22 protein-coding genes and 1 tRNA gene are annotated in these 20,019 nt (G+C 63.5%); 19 read left to right on the top strand and 4 right to left on the bottom strand.

Annotation, left to right across the window (positions count from 1 at the left end; translation table 11 throughout):
• Positions 1-115 precede the first annotated feature (115 nt).
• On the bottom strand, positions 116-826 hold the full coding sequence (locus tag AC3CB8_RS26320; protein ID WP_352595376.1) for an SIMPL domain-containing protein: 711 nt from the start codon (positions 824-826) through the stop codon (positions 116-118).
• A gap of 133 nt (positions 827-959) precedes the next feature.
• On the opposite strand from AC3CB8_RS26320, the gene AC3CB8_RS26315 reads away from it, so the two are divergent.
• Positions 960-1,035, top strand: a tRNA-Ile gene (locus tag AC3CB8_RS26315).
• 21 nt (positions 1,036-1,056) lie between these two features.
• Here the strand turns inward: AC3CB8_RS26315 and AC3CB8_RS26310 are convergent.
• On the bottom strand, positions 1,057-1,485 hold the full coding sequence (locus tag AC3CB8_RS26310) for a hypothetical protein (RefSeq protein ID WP_352564647.1): 429 nt from the start codon (positions 1,483-1,485) through the stop codon (positions 1,057-1,059).
• A 142-nt stretch (positions 1,486-1,627) separates the two neighbouring features.
• On the opposite strand from AC3CB8_RS26310, the gene AC3CB8_RS26305 reads away from it, so the two are divergent.
• The 4 genes from AC3CB8_RS26305 (at position 1,628) to AC3CB8_RS26290 (ending at position 2,658) form a co-directional block, all read left to right on the top strand.
• Positions 1,628-1,903 carry a hypothetical protein gene (locus AC3CB8_RS26305; RefSeq protein WP_352564649.1) on the top strand — a complete coding sequence of 92 codons (276 nt, stop codon included), beginning with the start codon at positions 1,628-1,630 and terminating at the stop codon, positions 1,901-1,903.
• A 13-nt stretch (positions 1,904-1,916) separates the two neighbouring features.
• Entirely contained in the window at positions 1,917-2,120 is a 204-nt protein-coding gene (locus AC3CB8_RS26300) for a hypothetical protein (protein WP_352564651.1), read from the top strand.
• Positions 2,105-2,314 (top strand): hypothetical protein, encoded by a 210-nt coding sequence (locus tag AC3CB8_RS26295; RefSeq protein ID WP_352548067.1) that lies wholly within the window; start codon positions 2,105-2,107, stop codon positions 2,312-2,314. Before AC3CB8_RS26300 ends, AC3CB8_RS26295 begins: the two co-directional genes overlap by 16 nt.
• 122 nt (positions 2,315-2,436) lie before the next feature.
• On the top strand, positions 2,437-2,658 hold the full coding sequence (locus tag AC3CB8_RS26290; RefSeq protein WP_352564653.1) for a hypothetical protein: 222 nt from the start codon (positions 2,437-2,439) through the stop codon (positions 2,656-2,658).
• A 27-nt stretch (positions 2,659-2,685) separates the two neighbouring features.
• Here the strand turns inward: AC3CB8_RS26290 and AC3CB8_RS26285 are convergent, their stop codons facing one another.
• The gene (locus tag AC3CB8_RS26285; protein WP_084056221.1) at positions 2,686-3,330 is read right to left on the bottom strand and encodes a GntR family transcriptional regulator; all 645 of its coding nucleotides are present in this window, start codon (positions 3,328-3,330) and stop codon (positions 2,686-2,688) included.
• Positions 3,331-3,672: 342 nt separating this feature from the next.
• Between AC3CB8_RS26285 and AC3CB8_RS26280 the strand changes: the two genes are divergently transcribed.
• The 8 genes from AC3CB8_RS26280 (at position 3,673) to atzF (ending at position 12,039) form a co-directional block, all read left to right on the top strand.
• Positions 3,673-4,800, top strand: coding sequence for a BMP family ABC transporter substrate-binding protein (locus AC3CB8_RS26280; protein ID WP_352726937.1), 1,128 nt, complete (start codon positions 3,673-3,675; stop codon positions 4,798-4,800).
• Between the two features lie 56 nt (positions 4,801-4,856).
• Positions 4,857-5,945 (top strand): ABC transporter permease, encoded by a 1,089-nt coding sequence (locus AC3CB8_RS26275; protein ID WP_352564697.1) that lies wholly within the window; start codon positions 4,857-4,859, stop codon positions 5,943-5,945.
• Positions 5,945-6,871 carry an ABC transporter permease gene (locus AC3CB8_RS26270; RefSeq protein ID WP_023781539.1) on the top strand — a complete coding sequence of 309 codons (927 nt, stop codon included), beginning with the start codon at positions 5,945-5,947 and terminating at the stop codon, positions 6,869-6,871. The genes AC3CB8_RS26275 and AC3CB8_RS26270 overlap by 1 nt, the downstream gene beginning before the upstream one ends.
• A 78-nt stretch (positions 6,872-6,949) precedes the next feature.
• Entirely contained in the window at positions 6,950-7,651 is a 702-nt protein-coding gene (gene biuH / locus AC3CB8_RS26265; RefSeq protein ID WP_023794301.1) for a biuret amidohydrolase, read from the top strand.
• A gap of 12 nt (positions 7,652-7,663) precedes the next feature.
• On the top strand, positions 7,664-9,193 hold the full coding sequence (locus tag AC3CB8_RS26260) for an ABC transporter ATP-binding protein (RefSeq protein ID WP_023781541.1): 1,530 nt from the start codon (positions 7,664-7,666) through the stop codon (positions 9,191-9,193).
• The gene (locus tag AC3CB8_RS26255; RefSeq protein ID WP_023794306.1) at positions 9,193-9,867 is read left to right on the top strand and encodes a cysteine hydrolase family protein; all 675 of its coding nucleotides are present in this window, start codon (positions 9,193-9,195) and stop codon (positions 9,865-9,867) included. The genes AC3CB8_RS26260 and AC3CB8_RS26255 overlap by 1 nt, the downstream gene beginning before the upstream one ends.
• A complete protein-coding gene (locus AC3CB8_RS26250) occupies positions 9,854-10,204 on the top strand; it encodes a cupin domain-containing protein (protein ID WP_023773511.1) in 351 nt (116 codons plus the stop codon). The genes AC3CB8_RS26255 and AC3CB8_RS26250 overlap by 14 nt, the downstream gene beginning before the upstream one ends.
• On the top strand, positions 10,201-12,039 hold the full coding sequence (gene atzF, locus AC3CB8_RS26245) for an allophanate hydrolase (protein ID WP_352564657.1): 1,839 nt from the start codon (positions 10,201-10,203) through the stop codon (positions 12,037-12,039). Before AC3CB8_RS26250 ends, atzF begins: the two co-directional genes overlap by 4 nt.
• A gap of 287 nt (positions 12,040-12,326) precedes the next feature.
• On the opposite strand, the gene AC3CB8_RS26240 is transcribed toward atzF, so the two are convergent.
• Positions 12,327-12,998, bottom strand: coding sequence for a GntR family transcriptional regulator (locus tag AC3CB8_RS26240; protein ID WP_023773513.1), 672 nt, complete (start codon positions 12,996-12,998; stop codon positions 12,327-12,329).
• A 137-nt stretch (positions 12,999-13,135) separates the two neighbouring features.
• Between AC3CB8_RS26240 and AC3CB8_RS26235 the strand changes: the two genes are divergently transcribed.
• The 6 genes from AC3CB8_RS26235 (at position 13,136) to AC3CB8_RS26210 (ending at position 20,018) form a co-directional block, all read left to right on the top strand.
• A complete protein-coding gene (locus AC3CB8_RS26235) occupies positions 13,136-13,723 on the top strand; it encodes an amino acid synthesis family protein (protein ID WP_352564661.1) in 588 nt (195 codons plus the stop codon).
• Positions 13,716-15,515, top strand: coding sequence for an alpha/beta fold hydrolase (locus tag AC3CB8_RS26230; RefSeq protein WP_352564663.1), 1,800 nt, complete (start codon positions 13,716-13,718; stop codon positions 15,513-15,515). The genes AC3CB8_RS26235 and AC3CB8_RS26230 overlap by 8 nt, the downstream gene beginning before the upstream one ends.
• Complete coding sequence (locus AC3CB8_RS26225; protein WP_352564665.1) at positions 15,512-16,555, top strand: LLM class flavin-dependent oxidoreductase; 1,044 nt, start codon at positions 15,512-15,514, stop codon at positions 16,553-16,555. The genes AC3CB8_RS26230 and AC3CB8_RS26225 overlap by 4 nt, the downstream gene beginning before the upstream one ends.
• A gap of 4 nt (positions 16,556-16,559) precedes the next feature.
• Positions 16,560-18,029, top strand: a complete 1,470-nt coding sequence (locus AC3CB8_RS26220) for an aldehyde dehydrogenase (RefSeq protein WP_352564667.1) — start codon at positions 16,560-16,562, stop codon at positions 18,027-18,029.
• Between the two features lie 66 nt (positions 18,030-18,095).
• Positions 18,096-19,100, top strand: a complete 1,005-nt coding sequence (locus AC3CB8_RS26215; RefSeq protein ID WP_023781549.1) for an ABC transporter substrate-binding protein — start codon at positions 18,096-18,098, stop codon at positions 19,098-19,100.
• Positions 19,101-19,157: 57 nt separating this feature from the next.
• Positions 19,158-20,018 carry an ABC transporter permease gene (locus AC3CB8_RS26210; RefSeq protein WP_023773519.1) on the top strand — a complete coding sequence of 287 codons (861 nt, stop codon included), beginning with the start codon at positions 19,158-19,160 and terminating at the stop codon, positions 20,016-20,018.
• Position 20,019: the final 1 nt, after the last annotated feature.

Raw genomic sequence — 20,019 nt, 5'->3', positions numbered from 1 at the left:
AACAAGTGGCCCCAAACCCCGCGGGAGCGATTCCGCGGGGTTTTTAATGTCCGCTGTGGTCTCTCATTAGCAGGTCCGTGGCCAAGCAATGCTCGGCCACGGCGTCCAGCGCCGCCTACTTCAGTTCGAAGGTAACGGTAACCTGGACATTGTAGGCATTCTCGCCGGCCTGTACCGGCGCCGCGCCGGCCGCGGCGTCGAATGCCTTGGCGTTGATAGGCATCGGCGCCGGCCTGATGTTCTGATCGGTGATCTCGAGCACCCGGCCCAGGCTGACCCCGGCCGCCTCGGCCAGCGTCTTGGCCTTGGCCATGGCGTCGGCGACAGCCTTCTTTCGGGCCTCGGTGACGGTGGCCGCCGGATTGTCGTTGGTGAAGGCGATGCCGCCGCCCTGGTTGACGCCGAGCGACACCGCCTTGTCGAGGATCTCGCCTGTCTTGTCGACGTCGCGCACGCGCACCGACAGCGTGTTGGTCACCTGATAGGCGACGAGTTCGGCCTCCTGGCCGCCGTCCGGCTTGTTGGTGTAATTGTAGCGGGGGTTGATCTGGATGCCCGCGGTCTGCAGGTCGCGATCCTTGATGCCGGCGGCCTTCATCGCGGCGATCACGGCGGCCATGGCATCATTGTTGGCGTCGAGCGCGGCGCGCGCCGTCTTGGCTTCGCGCATGACGCTGAGCGTCAGCACCGCCAGATCTGGGGCCACGGTTGCTTCCCCCTCGCCGGACACAATGATGCGGGGCGGCGTCGGCAGATCGGTGGATCCAGCCATCGCCGGAAAAGCGATTGCAGCGGCGAGCGCGAGGGGCAACAGATGTCTGGTCATGAAAATCTCCTTGGTCTGCGATCAAGTCGCAGGGTCGCGTAGAGCGCGATTATGGGTTGATTTGGGCGATCTGCGAAAGCCCGCCGGGAAAGCCTTGTGCCGGGATGCGAAAAACATTAATCCAGCCCGCGTGGGGCCTGTAGCTCAATGGTTAGAGCCGGCGGCTCATAACCGCTTGGTTGGGGGTTCGAGTCCCTCCGGGCCCACCATTGGCTTTCGCTGCCGTTGCTTTAATTGGGTTTTTTGTACTTTTTTGTCCCACTCTCTTCCACCCTCCAAAAGTGGGACATTTCGTTCTCGTTTCGATCGAATACCAGAAGCGTCCGGGCAGACTGCGCCACTATCCGGCGGCGTGCCTTGCGGATGTAGTGATCGGGCTGCTGATACGTGGTCCAGCCGTAAATCGCCTTCAGCTGTTCATGCGTGACACCGTTTTCGGCGGCAACGGTGGCGCCTGCCTTGCGGACCCCGTGGGCGCTGCAGCCCGGGAGCCCCGCTTCGTCGCACCGTTGGCGCATCTTGCTACCAAGGCCGTTTTCCGAGAAAGGCCGACCATACTCGGTGACGAGAAATGTCAGGTTGCCGGCCGGGGCGAAGGAAAGCTCATCCTTGAGTTCCGGGAGCAGAGGCAGTTCGACGACAATCGCTTCCTTGCGCACCTTGCTCTTGTCTGTCTTGCCAGGCTTGTTGCGCCTTGGGGTCCTAGGGTTTTCCCTCAGTGGATTATGCGATGGGCTTGCCTCGCATGGGGCCCAGGCACTCCTCGCGAGGGCTGGGCTGGGCCTGTCAGTTGCCCTCATCATGACGGGTTTCAACGCTTTGGCGATCAAAGACTACGACAAGCCGACGTCGAACTGGTTGCTCTCTTACCTGAATATGGCAACCAGCTCCTACGGCCTGATCATGGCGGCCTTGGCCGCCAGGATAGCAACCACCAACGCGAATGCTGTCTACGCGCTTTTTGGCGTGCCGGCTGTCATCCTCCCTTTCTTTATGCTGGTGCGCAAGGGCGCCAAGCAAAAGGCCACGCCGTCAGCCCAAGTCCAAATTTTGACAGAAGCCAAGCGTGGCCTTTAGGGCGATTCCTCTGTTGGCCATCGTTGCAGGCCATATGGCTGTCCATATTCTCCTCTATTTTGAACTGTCTCACGTCAGTATGCGCCTGCTGGGGTTCCCGATCGGCAGCGGGCAAGGGACAGCCATTTATGTGTTAGGGCATGTCATGGGTGCCGTTGGTTTTCGTCCAGCCGTGCCCGCATCGGGAACCCGGAAAAACACATGGCAATTGCGCTGACAATGTCCTTGTTGAGTGTTGCTGGTTTAACTGCCTCAGGTGGAACGTCGATGTCGCTGCTGTTTTTTGTTCTGGCCGGCATGTCACTGAGCCACGTTCTCCCTCTGGTGTTCGCTTTGGTGCGAGACACGGTTCGAATCCGCGAACAAGGATGCCTAATCGCAGATGCAGTGATTCGCTCGTCGGCTTCATGAGGCACGCCGTGGAAAGTGCGACCGATGAAGGATCAGCCCCGGGGTGCCTTTTGCTGTGCGTTGCGCCGCTCGTGGACGATGCTGAGGTCCGGCAGTTCCTCCAGGACGCTGGAGCTGGCGGCATGGCGCTACTAGAACGGCGATTCTACGATGCGATCAGCGCGGGAGAGGTCCCGTCTGACTTTCCGGTATCCGCGCGCGCGAGCCAGGTCCTCGACCTGTCGCGCGGTCTGACCATGCGTGCGCAGATGGGCATGCCGCGCAAGACGCTTCTGAAAGACGCCGAGGAAGCGGCCGACTTAGTGCTGTTGCCGCGGCGCGGAAATGCGGCGCTGGAAGTTTGATGTCGCGTTTCATGCCATTGAAGACTCTTAGGCTACGTTGCGCCCAAGCGGCTTGCAATCAGCCGCAGCGAACACCGAACTGGCTTCGCTGACGATTGAAACATGATCCCTGGCAGCCTTACCGGCCGCGGCGCCATCACCGCGCAGAATCGCCGTGACAATCTCATCATGCTCTTGCCAGGACTTCGTCAGCCGTCCGGCCAGCCTGAACTGCGCGCGCCGGAACGGCGCCAGCCGGCCGCGCGTGGTTACCGTGAGTTCGTGGATGTGCGTACTGTGGGCGCCGCGGTAGAGCCGCGAATGGAACTCGGTGTTGAAGTGCTCGTAGTCTTCTTCGGCACTCAAGCGCACCAGTCGCGCCGACGCCTGATGCTCTGCCTCAAGCGCGCGCCGTTCGCCGGCCGTCATGCGCTCGGCGGAAAAGCGGGCGCAGATCCCTTCCAGTTCGGCCATGCTTTCGAACATCGACGCCAGGTGGTCCTGCGTGACCACGGCGACGATGGCGCCGCGGTTCGGCCGCCTTTCAACCAACCCCATCGCACTGAGATGGCCTAGCGCCTCGCGCACCGGCGTGCGTGAGACCTCGAAGCGGGCGGCGAGCGATGCCTCGTCCAGCTTCTCGCCGGGGCGCAGCACGCCGGTGACGATGCGGTCGCCGATCGCCCTCACCATCTGATCGACGGTCGTTCCCGACCTGATCAAGCTGCGCTTTCCCGACACGCTCTCTCCCACACAGTTCTTTTGCCTGGCCGAACCGCAGGGTCCGTAGGCCCAGCGGCCAATTCGACTCACTGATTATTCCTTTATGCCTATATTTTAATCCGCATGTCAAATAGACTACTATTTAGGCAAGAACTGTATGCAATTGCCAAGTCTTTGTGCAGCGCACGAAACTGCATTTCACTGAATCTATTAGATAATCTGGAATTTTCAAGCTGGCATGGAGATTGCATACACTTTCTTAGCGAGGTGTAAATCGGCTCCCTTAGGGGCCTCATGAGAGGGAACATTCAGATGACCGACAGATTCATGCTGACGCGCCGCGACTTGCTCAAGACCACCACCACGGGTGTGGCAGCCCTTGGTCTCTCCAACGCATTGCCGATGAGCCGGGCCTTTGCCGCCGCGGCCACGGTCGGCTTCATCTATGTCGGACCGAAGGACGATTACGGATACAACCAGGCGCATGCCGAAGGGGCGGCGGCGCTGAAGGGCATCGAGGGCATCACAGTCGTCGAGGAAGAGAACGTCCCCGAGACGGTCGACGTCCAGAAGACGATGGAATCGATGATCAATCTCGACGGTGCCTCGCTGATCTTCCCGACCTCGTTCGGCTATTTCGACCCCCACATGCTGGCCATGTGCGCGAAATTCCCCGATGTCCAGTTCCGCCACTGCGGCGGCATGTGGGACAAGGCCAAACACCCGATGAATGCCGGTTCGTATTTCGGCTATATCGGCATGGGCCAAAATCTCAACGGCGTTGTCGCCGGCCACACCACCAAGTCGAAGAAGCTCGGCTTCGTCGCCGCCAAGCCGATCCCCCAGGTGCTGCTCAACATCAACTCCTTCCTGCTCGGCGCCCGCTCGGTCGACCCCACCATCACCTGCCAGGTCATCTTCACCGGCGAATGGTCGCTGGCGGTGAAGGAGGCGGAGGCCACCAATGCGCTGGTCGACCAGGGTATCGACGTCGTGACCTGCCATGTCGATAGCCCGAAAGTAGTGGTCGAGACGGCCGCTGGCCGTGGCGCCTTTGTCTGCGGCTACCACGCCAACCAGAGCCCGCTGGCCCCGGAAAAATACCTCACCGGCGCCGAGTGGAACTGGGCCAAGGTCTACAAGACGTTCGTCGACGATCTCGTCGCCGGCAAGCCGCTGCCCAACTTCACACGCGGTGGCCTCGCCGACGGCTTTGTCAAGATGAGCCCGCTCGGCCCCGCGGTCGGCGAGCCGGCGCGCAAGCAGTTCGATGCCACGCTGGCCGAAATGATGAAGGGTGGCTTCGCCGTCATCAAGGGACCGCTGAAGAGCAACAAGGGCACGGTCGTTGCCACCGAAGGCCAGGCCTTCCCAGAGACGGCCATCGAACTCGAAAGCATGGATTATCTGGTCGACGGGGTCGTCGGCTCGACCGCTTGAGCCGGGAGGACGGAGACGGGGCCATGGCAGAGACGGTCAGCAATGCGGACGTGCCGATGTTCGGCGTCAAGGATTATCCGGCGGCGCTCGAATGGGTCGCCCGCCGCGCCGAGGCCTTCGTCATTCCGGTCGCGGCACTCATCGTTGGCATGGCGATCTTCAGCCTGTTCATCCTGGCCGTCGGCAAGTCGCCGGTGCAGCTCTATGAAATGATGTGGCGCGGCGGCTTCGGCTCCTGGTTTTCGATCCAGAACTCGCTGTCGCGCGCCGCCCCCTTGCTGCTCACCGCGCTCTGCGTGGCGCTGCCGGCGCGGCTCGGCCTCGTCGTCATCGGCGGCGAGGGGGCGATCGTGCTCGGTGGCGTAGCTGCCGCGGCGGCCGGCGCGGCGCTCAATGGCGCGCCGTCCTTTATCGTCATTCTCGTCATGGGCGTGGCGGGCATGGCCGCCGGCGGCATCTGGATCGGTACCGTCGGCGCGCTCCGCCATTACCGCGCCGTCAACGAGACCATCTCCAGCCTGCTGATGGCCTATATCGCCATCGCGCTGATGAACCAGCTGGTCGAGGGACCGTTGCGCGACCCGGCCTCACTCAACAAGCCGTCGACGAAGCCACTGGCCGAGGCCTACCGCATCGGCAACATTTCGGGCATGGAGGTGCATTGGGGCCTCGTCATCGGCATCGTCGCCTGCGTGCTGTCCTGGGTGCTGATCGAGAAAACCCGTTGGGGGTTCGCCGCCCGTATAGCCGGCGGCAACGTCAAGGCAGCGCAGGTGCAGGGACTTGCCGTCGGGCCGCTGATCGTCGGCTTCACGGCACTTGCTGGCGGCTTCGCCGGGCTCGCCGGCATGCTTGAAGTCGCGGCCGTACAGGGCAGCGCCAACGCCTCGCTGGCCGCCGGTTACGGCTATACCGGCGTTCTCGTGGCCTTCCTCGCCCGCCACAATCCGCTCGCCATCATCCCGGTCGCTTTCCTGCTCGGCGGCATCGATGCCTCCGGCGGCCTGATCCAGCGGCGCATGGACCTGCCCGACGCCACCGTGCTGGTGCTGCAAGGCATGCTGTTCATCGTCATCCTGTTCAGCGAGACCTTGTACGGCCGCTTCAAGGCCTTCAATCCCGATCTCTGGAAGCGAGTGGCCTGATGGACCCGACCGACATCGGCCTCTGGGGCGTGCCGCTCGCCATCCTCGGCGGCGCCATCCGCGTTTCGACGCCCTTCATCTTCGTTTCGCTGGGTGAAGCCATCACCGAGCGCTCGGGTCGGATCAACCTCGGCCTCGAGGGAACGCTGGTATTCGGCGCCATGACCGCCTATGCGGTCGCCGTGATATCAGGATCGCCATGGCTCGGCTTGATTGCCGCGGCCGTTGCCGGTACCTGCTTCGGCCTGTTCCACGGCTGGATCTGCAAATTTCCCAAGGTCAACGACATCGCCATCGGCATCGCCCTGATGCTGTTCGGCTCGGGCCTCGCCTTTTTCTTCGGCAAGCCTTTCATCCAGCCCAAAGCGCCCAATTTGCCGGCGATCCCCTTCGGTGGCTGGTCCGATATTCCGCAGGTGCAGGCCGCACTTGACGTCAATGTTTTGTTTCTGATCGGGGCGGTGTTGGCGGTATTCCTTTGGTGGGCCTTCAAGAACACGCGCGCCGGTTTGATCGTGCGGGTGGTCGGCGACAGCTCCGACGCGGCGCGTGCCATGGGTCTCAACCCGAACACCGTGCGGCTGCTCGCCACCGGCGTCGGCGGCGCGTTCGCAGGCGTCGGCGGCGCTTACCTCTCCCTTTACTATCCCGGCAGCTGGACCGAGGGCATCTCGTCCGGACAAGGCCTGATGGCGGTGGCGCTGGTCATCTTCGCGCGCTGGAACCCGCTCGGCTGCTTTGCCGCCGCATTGCTGTTCGGCGGCGCCGGCGCGCTCGGGCCGGCCCTGCAGTCGGTCGGCGTCACGCAAGGCTACTATCTGTTCTACGCCGCCCCCTACATCCTCACCCTTGTCATCATGATCGCCACCTCCTCGCCCGACCGCTCGCTGGCCGGCGCGCCCGGCGAACTGTCGATCACCAAATGAGGCTGGCACCAAATGAGGCTGGCACCAAATGAGGCTGGCACCAAATGAGACTTGGCAGCAAATGACTGGAGTTTCCGCATGAATGCCAGAGCCGAATTCACCCAGCACTACATCGACGCCGATCCCTATCCGTGGCCGTACAATGGCGACCTTCGCCCAGACAACACGGCGCTGATCATCATCGATATGCAGACGGATTTCTGCGGGCCTGGCGGCTATGTCGACCATATGGGCTACGACCTGTCGCTGGTGCGAGCACCGATCGAGCCGATCAAGTCGGTGCTGTTGGCGATGCGAGCCAAGGGCTACGCCATCATCCACACGCGCGAAGGCCACCGCCCCGATCTCGCCGACCTGCCGGCCAACAAACGCTGGCGCTCGCGCCGCATCAATGCCGGCATCGGCGACCCCGGTCCGTGCGGGCGTATCCTGGTGCGCGGCGAGCCCGGCTGGGACATCATTCCCGACCTTTATCCCATCGAAGGCGAGCCGATCATCGACAAGCCGGGGAAGGGCTCGTTCTGCGCCACCGACCTGGAACTGATCCTCAACCAGCGCGGCATCGAAAACATCGTGCTCACCGGCATCACCACCGATGTCTGCGTGCACACGACGATGCGCGAAGCCAATGACCGTGGCTTCGAATGCGTCATGTTGGAGGATTGCTGCGGCGCCACCGACCACGGCAACCATCTGGCCGCGATCAAGATGATCAAGATGCAGGGCGGCGTGTTCGGCGCGGTGTCGAATTCGAAAGCCTTCGTCGCGCAACTGCCATGATGGAGCTCGGCCATGAGTGAGAGCGACAAGAAAGCGGTCGGCGTCGAGACCGTCGGCATGACCATGCGCTTCGGCGGCTTCACTGCACTCGACACCGTGTCGATCAAGGTGCCGGCGGGGTCGTTCCATGCGCTGCTCGGCGAGAATGGCGCCGGCAAGTCGACTCTGGTCAAATGCATGATGGGTTTTTATCACCCGACGTCAGGCGACATCCTTGTCGACGGGCGTGAGGTCAGCATCGCCAGCCCGCGCGACGCATCGGCGCTCGGCCTCGGCATGGTCTACCAGCATTTCACGCTGGTGCCTTCGCTGACAGGCGCGGAAAACCTGGTCATCTCGCGCGAGAAAGTGCCAGGGATTATCGACTGGCGGCAGGAGCGTGCCGACCTTGCCGATTTCATGCAGCGCATGCCGTTCAAGCTGCCGCTCGACGTGAAAGTGGCCGAGCTTGCCGCCGGCGAGAAGCAGAAGCTGGAAATCATCAAACAGCTCTATCTCGGACGCAGTTTCCTAGTGCTGGACGAGCCGACTTCGGTGCTGACGCCGGGCGAAGCACAGGAAGTGCTTGGCCTGCTGCGCGGCATGGCCAAGGCCGGCGACCTGACCGTGCTGATGATCTCGCACAAATTCCACGAGGTGACAGCGTTCGCCGACGATGTCAGCGTGCTGCGCAAGGGCAAGCTGACTGGCACCGGCCGGGTCGCCGATCTCGACCACAAGGCGATGGCGGCGATGATGATCGGCGATCAGCCGATCACCGCGCTCGACAGCCGCGCGATGACAAAACCGGACGCGGACATCGTGCTCAAGGTGACGTCGCTGAAGGCGCCGGACCGCACCGGACTGAAGTCGATCCGCATCGACGATCTCGGCGTCCGTTCCGGCGAGATCGTCGGCATCGCCGGCATCTCCGGCAATGGTCAGAAGGAGTTCCTCGAAGTGCTCGCCGGTCAGCGGGCACGCGACGGCGGCGCGGTACTGGTCAAGGGCTCGCCCTATGCATCGAGCCGCACCGAGGCGCGAACGCTGAACGTGCGGCTCATTCCGGAGGAGCCGTTGAAGAACGCCTGCGCGCCGAAGATGACGGTGGCCGAGAACATCGCCTTTCGCAGCTTCGACATCGACGGCAACGGCAAGCTGGTGAACTGGATCAACACCAGCGGCATCAAGAGCTTCGCAGCAAATCTGGTCGAGCAATTCAAGGTCAAGACGGCGTCGCTGGCTTCACCGATCTCGTCGCTGTCCGGCGGCAATGTGCAACGCGCGGTGCTGGCCCGCGAACTGACCGGCGAGGTCGACCTGCTCATCGTCTCCAACCCTTGCTTCGGCCTCGACTTTTCCGCCGTGGCCGAAATCCGCGCCCGCATCATGCGCGCGCGGAATTCCGGCGCCGCGGTGTTGCTGATGTCGGAGGACCTCGACGAACTGCTCGAACTCTCCGACCGCATCTTCGTCATGTCGGACGGCGCGCTGGTCTACGAAACCCCGATCGCGCAAGCCAGTGTCCAGACGATCGGCGAGCATATGGCGGGACATCACTGATGGCGGAAATCGACGCGCTTCCCTTCGCCTTCGCTTTCAAGCCTGGGACCATGGCGCTCGTGGTCATCGACATGCAGCGCGATTTCGCCGAACCTGGCGGCTTCGGTGCCAGCCTCGGCAACGATGTCAGCCGGATCACGGCAATCGTGCCGACGGTGAAGAAACTGATCGAGGGGTTCCGCGCCGCCCGCCTGCCGGTGATCCACACGATGGAGTGCCACAGGTCCGATCTCTCGGACCTGCCACCGGCCAAGCGCAATCGCGGCAATCCGTCGATCCGTATCGGCGACATAGGCCCGATGGGGCGGGTGCTTATCTCCGGCGAGCCGGGTACCGCGATCCTTGATGAACTGGCCCCGCTTCCCGGCGAGATCGTCATCGAGAAGCCCGGCAAGGGCGCTTTCCATGCGACCAGCTTTGGCGAGGATCTCAAGCGGCTCGGCGTGGAACAGTTGGTCTTCGCCGGCGTCACCACCGAGGTCTGCGTGCAGACGACCATGCGTGAAGCCAACGACAGGGGCTATGAATGCCTGCTGGCCGAGGATGCGACCGAAAGCTACTTCGCCGAATTCAAGATGGCGGCGCTTGCGATGATCCGGGCGCAAGGCGCCATTGTCGGCTGGACGGCGACAACCGACCAGGTGCTCGAGGGAATTGCCAATGCCCAATCTTAGTTTTGCCGGCCTCCTCGACGGGGGCTGGCGCCAGCTGGCGTTCGAGCATTTTCGCGACGGCATCACGGTGCACTGGCTGCTGAGAGGGGGGCCGGTCGAGCCCTCCGTCGCAATCCTGAACTACCAGCCCGGCGCCGGGGTGCCGCGCCACCGCCATGTCGGGCTGGAGACTATCGTCGTCATCGAGGGCATACAGAGCGACGAGAATGGCGAGTATGCCGCCGGCAGCGTCATACTGAACCCGGTCGGTACCGAGCATTCTGTCTGGACGGAAAAAGGCTGCGTCGTGCTGATCCAATGGGATCTGCCGGTGATCATTCTGGGGGAAGAAAAATGAGCGACATTCGCTTTGATTTCGGCAATCTCCACGCCGCCTATGCAGCGAGTCTGCCGGCGTCGGCCATGGTCGAGACGGTATTCGAGCGCATTGCCGCAGCCGCTGACCCCGGCATCTTCATCCACCTTGCCGACAAGGCCGAGTTGCTTGCGCAAGCAGAGGCTCTTGGACCCTTTGATCCCGCGGCGAAGCCGCTGTGGGGCATACCTTTCGCGGTCAAGGACAATATCGACGTTGCCGGCATGCCGACCACGGCGGCCTGCGCCGAATATGCCTATACGCCGCAAAAGGACGCCACGGTGGTTGCCCGGCTGAAGGCGGCCGGAGCATTGGTGATTGGCAAGACCAATCTCGACCAGTTCGCAACGGGTCTCGTCGGCGTGCGCTCGCCCTATCCTATTCCGAAGAACGCCATCGACCCGAAACTGGTGCCTGGCGGCTCATCGTCCGGTTCGGCGGTGGCCACGGCGCGCGGCATTGTCTCCTTCGCGCTCGGCACCGACACGGCCGGCTCCGGGCGCATACCGGCCGGCCTCAACAGCATCATCGGCCTGAAGCCGACGGTCGGCGCACTGTCGGCCGCCGGCGTGGTGCCGGCCTGCCGCACACTGGATTGCATCTCGGTCTTCGCGCTGACCGTCGACGACGCCTACGCGGTGTTCAAGGTGGCTGCCGCGAAGGACGAGGCCGATGCCTACTCGCGCACCATTCCCGCGCCGCCGCCCGCCGCCCGTCCGCCTGTGCTGACCGTCGGCGTTCCCGCTGAGAGCGACCTCGAATTCTTTGGCGACGATGCCATGCAAGCCGGTTTCGCCGCTGCACTCTCTATGTTGAAAGAGCTCGGCTGCAAGCTGGTCGAAATCCCCTTCGGCGATTTCTACGCCACCGCCAACCTGCTCTATGAAGGCGCCTGGGTGGCGGAGCGCTACGCGGCGATCCGCGGCTTCATGGACACCGACGAAGCGGCGATGCATCCGGTGACGCGGCAGATCATCGCCGGCGCGCGCCGGCTTTCGGCGTCAGACGCCTTCAACGGCCTCTATGCCTTGCAGGCCTTGAAGGCCAAGCTCGCCCCGGTCATCGCCTCCGTCGATCTGTTCTGCGTGCCGACGGCGCCGACGCACTACAGCGTCGATGCCGTGCTGGCCGATCCAATCGTCACCAACAGCCGGCTCGGCACCTACACCAACTTCGTCAATCTGCTCGACATGTGCGGCATTGCCGTGCCGACCGGCACGCGCGGCGATAGCTTACCGATGAGCGTCACCTTGCTCTCGGCGGCCGGGAAGGACGCGCTGACGGCTGCGCTGGCGCGCGATCTTCATGTCGCAAGTGGTCTCACCCTCGGCGCGACCGGCTGGCAGCAACCGAATGCCCAGCCCAAAGCTGGACCGACTGAAGATGGCACGATCGAACTGGTGGTGGTCGGTGCGCACCTATCGGGGATGCCGCTCAATGGCCAGCTCAAATTGGCCGGTGCATCTTTCTCAAGAGCCACGATGACGTCGCCTGTCTACAGGCTGTATGAACTTGCTGACCAAATCCCGCCTAAGCCGGGGTTGCTGCGGGTCGGTAGCGGCGGCGCGGCCATCGAAGTCGAGGTCTGGCGTCTTTCTGCCGACGCCTTCGGCCGTTTCGTTGCCGCCACCCCGCCGCCGCTCGGCATTGGCACCATCGAGCTCGCCGACGGCACAACGGCAAAGGGTTTTCTGGCAGAGACCGCGGGGCTGTCGGCGGCTAAAGATATCTCTGCATATGGCGGTTGGCGCCGCTTTGTTGGTGCGGCAAGTTCCAAGCCGGCATTTTTAACCTCTGAAATCCTCGCTACAGAGTAGGGGAGCGGCCTGTCCGCTTCTGATGCGGTGGACGGCTCTCCTCCCGCCCTGCGGTATGATCGTTGGGCCAGAAGCTGGAGGAGAGATCTATGATGGGCAACGTTACGACGATTGGTCTGGATATTGCGAAGTCAGTGTTTCAAATCCACGGGGTGGATGCGGCGAGTGAGGCCCCAAGGCTGCCTGTCTGAAAAGCGCCTATTTCAGTCGTGGAGTTCCGTTTTTCGGTTGCCTGCAAGCAGACATTTCAGCAAAGCGCTTGGAAGGGTAGCTGGACTCACGCGGTTCTAGACCAGGCTAAGTTTATCTCGAGCGATCTGCCAAGCCGATTCGACATGGCGCCGTGCCGCCGCTTCCGCCTCCTGGGGTTTGCGCGCCCTTATCGCATCCATGATCTCAGTCATTTCGGTGATGGCTGGCTCGCGGCGGTTCTCCGAAAGAATGGTCATCGAACGGAGCTGATTGATGCGGACATTCAGGCCACTGACGATTTCCCAAGCGACGCGCTTGTCGGCAGCCTCGAATAGCGCTTCGTAGAATTTCGTCGTTGCCCGCATCACTGCTGGCGGTGTCCCCGATGCCCACGCATCGAACAGATCCGCCAGCGCGCGTTCGAGCGTAGCCAGCTGCTCGCTGGTCGCCGACAGGGCGCAGGCGCGCGCCGCGATGCCTTCAAGCAGCGCCCTGAGCTCGTAAATCTCGTCGGTGCGGCCAAGATCCGGCCTCGCCACCGCCGGCCCATGCCCTGGGATCATCTGCACGAGCCCCTCCGCCTCGAGCTGACGCAGAACCTCGCGCACGACGGAACGGCTGACGCCAAGCTGGTCGCATAGCGGCCGCTCGACCAGCCTTTCGCCGGGCTGGAAATGGAAATCCATAATCGCTTCGCGCATGCGCTCCAGCGCCAACGTCCTCAACGTCTTGGCGCTGCGGTCGATGCGGAGCGTGTCGTCTGGCATGTGTTGCCTCCTGCGCCGCCATGAAAACAGATTCCATGCCCGGTTGACAAGGTACTTGGCGCTCCATAGCATGGTATACCATAAGATGGTGCAGGGATCGATGGATCCCCCATGGCATCACGGACCCGAGGATTGCAATGCAGCCTGCCATTCGCAAGATCGTGACCTATACCGAGAACACGTTGATCGAAGGCGGCAAGGCCGCGCCCCGGCCGCTACGCCTGATCGGCGTCGCCGCGGTGCTGGCCAATCCCTGGGCCGGTCGCGGCTTCACCGACGATCTGTCACCCGAAATCCGCGCGTGCGCGCCGATGCTGGGAGAGATCCTGACCCGGGAGATCATTGCCATCGCCGGTTCCGGCGAGGCGATCGAGGGCTATGGCAAGGCGGCCATTTGCGGCACGTCAGGCGAGATCGAGCATGCCTCGGCGCTGATCCATACACTGCATTTCGGCAATCATTACCGGCGCGCCGTCGGCGCCAAGACCTATCTTGCCTTCACCAATCTGCGCGGCGGGCCGAACACGCCGATCATGATCCCGCTGATGGATAAGAATGACGAAGGACGGCGCTCGCACTACCTGACCGTGCATTTCCAGATTGGCGATGCGCCGGCGCCGGACGAGCTGGTGGTGGCGCTTGGTGCTTCGATCGGCGGCCGCCCGCATCATCGCATAGGTGACCGCTACCAGGACCTCAAGGAACTCGGGGACGTGCATGGCTGACGCTTCCGCGTGGGCTCGACAGGGCACGGCGCCCGACGGCACTGGCTTCATCCGTGCCGGCGCGGGCGCACCGGTGCTGTTAATCCACGGCGTCGGCATGAACGCAGCGATCTGGCAGCCGCAGATCGACCGCATGGCCGAGAGCTTCGACGTCATCGCCATCGACATGCTCGGCCATGGCCGGTCCCCGCTGCCGCCGCCGAACCCGGAACTCGCCGACTACGCGGATCAGGCCATTCGCCTGCTCGATCATCTCGGCCTCGATCGGGTGTCCGTCGTCGGCCACTCGATGGGTGCGCTGGTTGCCCAGGAACTCGCGCTCAACGCACCGGAGCGCGTCCGCCGCATCGTCTCGCTGAATGCCGTGTTCCGGCGGCCACCTGAACTGGCCGAAGCCGTTCGTCAACGCGCGGTGGCGCTCACCGGCCATAGTGACGCGGCCGGCACGGCACTGACCATTGCCCGCTGGTTCGGAGATCCGGTGCCAGCTGAGCTGAAGGCTGCAGCGCAGAAGACGGCATCCGCACTGGGCGCGGTCGACCCGGAAGGCTATGCCCGCACCTACCGCCTGTTCGCTCGTGCCGACGGCGACCACGCTGATCGCCTGCCGACGCTTGCCGTACCGGCCCTGTTCATGACCGGTTCCGAGGACAGGAATTCTTCGCCGGCAATGTCGGCGGCGATGGCGCGCCTGGCGCCGCTTGGCCGCTGCACGGTGCTGCCGGACGAGAAGCACATGATGGCGGTCGCGGCACCCGATCTGACAGCGCGGCATATCGTCGATTTCCTCGGAGAGGACGAAGCGATCGAGCAAAGAAGTGCCGCGGAAATGGGCGCCGCTTTCGACAACGGCGAGTTCCGCCGGGCACTGGGTTCCTTCTTGACCGGCGTCACCATCGTCACCACGATCGGCCCGGAAGGCGAGCCGCGCGGCTTCACCGCGAACTCCTTCACTTCCGTCTCGCTCGATCCGCCGCTGGTGCTGGTCTGCATCGCCCACAAGGCGCTTGGCCATCCCGTCTTCGCCACCGCCAAGAGCTTTGCCATCAACGTGCTCAACGAGGATCAGAAGGCCGCCTCCGGCATCTTCGCCTCGAAGGCGGCGGACAAATTCGCCTCCGTCGGCTGGCAGCCCGGCCGGACCGGCAGCCCGGTGCTCGACGGCTCGGTCGCATCCTTCGACTGCGACATGGAACGGCTGGTCGAGGCAGGCGATCATTCGATCCTCATCGGCCGCGTCCGCGATTTCGAGCACAATTCCGCGCAGCCGCTCGGTTATTGCCGCGGCGCCTATGTCGCCCCCGGCCTCAGCCAGGACGCGCTGGCCGCCACCCAGCCCGGCACCGATGTCGGTGCCATCCTCGAAAATGGTGGCAGGATCCTGTTCCTGGAGACGGCGGATGGTTTCGAACTGCCGCGCGGCCGAGGATTGGGCTCGGCTGGCGATGACAAAAGCCTCCGAGGGCTGCTTGCGGCGAAGGCCATCGAGGCCCAGCTCGGCTTCCTGTTCGCGGTCTGGGACGACGCCGAACCTGTTTCGCGCACGCATGTCTACTATCGCGGCACGTTCGACGTGCCCGCTTCCAGCGATCGCGGCATCCGGCTGATCGAGATCGACGCGATCGAACGGTTGAAGATCGCCGATCCGGCGATCCGCTCGATGCTCGCGCGCTATGTCAGGGAATGCTCGGTGGATGCATTCGGTGTCTATGTCGGCAACAATGTCGAAGGCGAGGTCCGGCCGCTCGCCAGACCCAGCGCTTCCACCGTCAATACAGGTGACCACGGATGAAATTCTCGCTCTTCGTGCACATGGAACGCTCGGACCTGACCAAGCCGCATTCCGAGCTTGTGACCGAGCTCGAGGAGTTGGTCCTGCTGGCCGAACAGGCTGGCTTCGAGACCGCCTGGATCGGCGAGCATCACGGCATGGAATTCACCATCTCGCCGAACCCTTTCATCAACATTGCCTATCTCGCCGCCAAAACCAGCCGCATCCGCCTCGGCACCGGAACCGTGATCGCGCCCTTCTGGCACCCGATCAAGCTTGCCGGCGAAGCGGCGATGGCCGACGTCATCAGCGGCGGACGGCTCGACATCGGCATTGCGCGCGGCGCCTACAGCTATGAATATCAGCGCATCTTTCCCGGCCTTGACGCATGGGGCGCCGGCCAGCGCATGCGCGAGATCATACCGGCGATCCGCGGCCTCTGGGACGGCGACTTCGAACTCTCAGGTGAGTTCTGGCAATTCCCCGCCACCACCTCCTCGCCCAAGCCACTGCAGAAACCCTACCCGCCGATCTGGGTGGCGGCTCGCGACCCGAACTCGCACGATTTCGCAGTCGCCAACGGATGCAAGGTCCAAGTGACGCCGCTGGCTTCCGGCGATGACGAGGTGACGAGCCTGATGCAGCGCTTCAACGCCGCCTGCGCCGCGCATCCCGAGATCGAACGACCAGAAATCATGCTTTTGATGCACACTTTCGTCGCCGTGGACGCGGCCGACGCCGATCGTCTCACCCAGGACCTGTCAACCTTTTACTGCCAGTTCGGCGCCTGGTTCCAGAACAAGAAGCCGGTGCACCAAGGCATGTTGGAGCCGCTGACGGCGGACGAGATCGCGGCCATGCCGCAGTATGCGCCGGACAAGATCAGGCGGAACCTGGTCATCGGCGAAGCCGATGAGGTCATCGCCAGGCTGAAGACCTATGAGGCGCTCGGCTACGACCAGTACTCGATCTGGATCGACAGCGGCCTTTCGCACCAGCGCAAAATGCAATCACTGCAACTGTTCATCGACCGGGTGATGCCGGCCTTCCTCCGATCGTGAGCCCATGACCGACGCTGTTTTCAGGAACTTCATCGATGGCCGCTTCGACGAGCCGTTCGCCACTTTCGACAGCGTTGACCCGTCGACTGGCGCGGCCTGGGCCAGGATGCCGGCGGCGAGCGAAGCGGATGTCGACCGCGCCATCGAAGCGGCGCACCGCGCGCTGCGCTCGGGCCCGTGGCGGACGATGACGGCGACAGCGCGTGGAAAACTGCTGGTCAAGCTCGGTGACCTCGTCGCAGCCAACGCCGGACGCTTGGCCGAACTCGAGACGCGCGACACCGGCAAGATCATCCGCGAGACCCGCGCCCAGATTGCCTATGTCGGCGACTACTATCGCTACTATGCCGGGCTCGCCGACAAGCACGAAGGCACACATGTCCCTGTTGACAAGTCGGATCTCGACGTCACCATCCGCCGCGAGCCGATCGGCGTCGTCGCCGCGGTGGTGCCGTGGAACTCGCAGCTCTTCCTTTCGGCCGTCAAGCTCGGTCCGGCGCTTGCCGCCGGCTGCACCATCGTGCTCAAGGCCTCCGAGGAGGGCCCGGCGCCGCTGCTCGCCTTTGCCGAACTTGTCCAGGAGGCCGGCTTCCCCCCAGGCGTCGTCAACATCCTCACCGGCTTTGGCCATGATTGCGGCCGGCGCCTGACCAGCCATCCGCTGGTTTCGCGCGTCGCCTTCACCGGCGGTCCGTCGACGGCGCGCGCCATCGTCAGGAACACAGCAGAGAACCTTGCCTACACCACGCTCGAACTCGGCGGCAAAAGCCCGGTTGTCGTCTTTGCCGACGCCGATCTCGACAGCGCGGCCAATGCGGTTGTCGCCGGCATTTTCGCCGCGACCGGACAGAGCTGCGTCGCTGGCTCGCGGCTGCTGGTTGAACGTTCGGTGAAGGATGAATTCCTCGCCCGCCTCAAGCGCAAGGCCGAAGCGATCCGCATCGGCGATCCGCAGGATCCGACGACCGAAATGGGTCCGCTCGCCACGCTGCGCCAACGCGATTGGATCGAGAAGGTTGTCGCGGAAAGCCTCGCCAGTGACGGCACGCTCATCACTGGTGGAACACGGCCAGCCGGCAGCGGCTTCTATTACGCACCGACCATCATCGATGCCGGCGGCAGCGACCTGCCCTGTGTGCGCGAGGAATTGTTCGGGCCGGTGCTCAGCGTGCTTGCCTTCGACACCGAGGCGCAGGCGCTAGCACTCGCCAACGACACGCCCTTCGGCCTGGCTTCCGGCGTGTTCACCAGCAATCTCGGCAAGGCCCACCGCATGGCGCGCGACATTCATGCCGGCGTCGTCTGGGTTAACACCTATCGTGCCGTATCGCCGCTCGTTCCCTTCGGCGGCTACGGCCAGTCAGGCCTCGGCCGCGAAGGCGGGCTCGAGGCCATCAGAGATTACACACGCTCGAAATCCGTCTGGATCAACACCTCGGACGAGCCGATCCCCGATCCCTTCGTCATGCGCTGAGAACCGTACGGCGACGGAGCACTGTGAAGAACAAAAAACAGAACAAACCAACCAGAGGAGAATGACATGAAACTGATCCTGACCGGCCTGCTGGCCGGGCTGCTCACGACAACCGTCGCCAAGGCCGATGAAATGGCGTTCACCAGCTGGGGCGGCACCACGCAGGAAGCGCAGACCAAATCCTGGGCGGCACCCTTCGAAGCCAGCTCCGCCATCAAGGTGTTGCAAGATGGGCCGACCGACTACGGCAAGCTCAAGGCCATGGTCGACGCCGGCAATGTCACCTGGGATGTCGTCGACGTGGAGATGGATTTCGCCATCAAGGCTGCCAAGGATGGGCTTTTGGAGCCGATCGACTATGCGGTCGTGCCCAAGGCCGATCTCGACCCGCGCTTCAGCAATGAGCATGCCGTTGGCAGCTTCTATTATTCCTTCGTGCTCGCCTGGAACAAGGGCACAGTCACGGGCGAACCGACCGGCTGGGCGGACATGTTCGACACCAAGAAGTTTCCCGGCAAGCGGACCTTCTACAAATGGTCGGCGCCGGGCGTCATCGAAATCGCTTTGCTGGCCGACGGCGTGCCGGCGGACAAGCTTTATCCGCTTGATCTCGACCGTGCCTTCAAGAAACTCGATACCATCAAATCCGATATCGTCTGGTGGAGCGGCGGCGCTGAATCACAGCAGCTGATTGCTTCCGGCGAGGTTTCGTTCGGTCAGTTGTGGAACGGGCGTGTCTTCGCCCTCCAGCAGGATGGCACCGATGTCGGCGTCGCCTGGAAGCAGAACCTCACCGCCGCCGACGTGCTCGTCGTGCCGAAGGGCGCCAAGAACAAGGACAGCGCGATGAAGTTCCTCGCCGCCGCCACCAGCCCGGCCGGCCAGGCGAAATTCGCCGAGGCCAGCGGGTATGCGCCCATCAACACCAAGGCCAAGGCGGAGATGCCCGCCGACGCGGTCAAGGCCCTGCCCGATGCCCATATCGATGGCCAAATCAACCTCGACATGAACTACTGGGCCGAGCATCGCGACGAGATCGCCACGCGCTGGTATGCCTGGCAGACCAAGTAACACCGTTGCAGACCGACGGGGCGCGGCTTGCGCCCCGTTTCGAGACAGGGCCGCTCGATGCAGGGAAGTTCTTTCGGACGTAGCTCGGTTGCCGGCCTGCCAGCTGGCAGCGGCAGCGCCTTGCCGGCCCTGCTTCTGGTTGGCCTGTTCTTCATCGTGCCGGTGGTTGCCCTGCTGCTGCGCAGCGTCACCGATCCCGAACCGGGCTTACAGAACTACGCGGAGCTGTTCGGCAGCGGCACCTATGTGCGAGTGTTCCTCAATACCTTCCTGGTCGCATCGGTCGTCACCGCCGTCACCATCCTGGTGGCTTTCCCCGTTGCCTGGATGCTGGCGATCATGCCGCCGGCCAAGGGCTCGATCGTCTTCGGCATCATCATCCTGTCGATGTGGACGAACCTTCTCACCCGCACCTATGCGTGGATGGTGCTGTTGCAGCGCACCGGCGTCATCAACAGGGCACTGATGGGTTTGGGCATCATCCATGAGCCGCTGCCGCTCATCAACAATCTGGCCGGCGTCACCATCGGCATGGTCTACATCATGCTGCCCTTCATGATCCTGCCACTGGTTGGCACACTGAGGGCGATAGACCCGATGACGCTGCGCGCCGCGGCCCTTTGCGGCGCAAGCCCGTTCGAGGCCTTCCGCCGCATCCTCTTGCCGCTGTCGCTTCCCGGCGTCGCCGCTGGCGGCCTGATGGTCTTCGTCATGTCGCTCGGCTATTTCGTGACGCCGGCCTTGCTCGGCGGCACATCGAACATGATGCTGGCCGAAATGATCGCCCAGACGGTGCAGTCGCTGCTCAACTGGGGTCTCGGAAGTGCGGCCGCCTTCGTCCTGCTTGTCGTCACCATGGCGCTCTACGCGATCCAGCTTCGCCTGGTCGGGGCCAAGCGCGCCGGCGGAGGGATCTGAG

This window comes from Mesorhizobium sp. P160927 (assembly GCF_057766385.1).
This window is presented reverse-complemented; position numbering and strand designations above follow the sequence as displayed.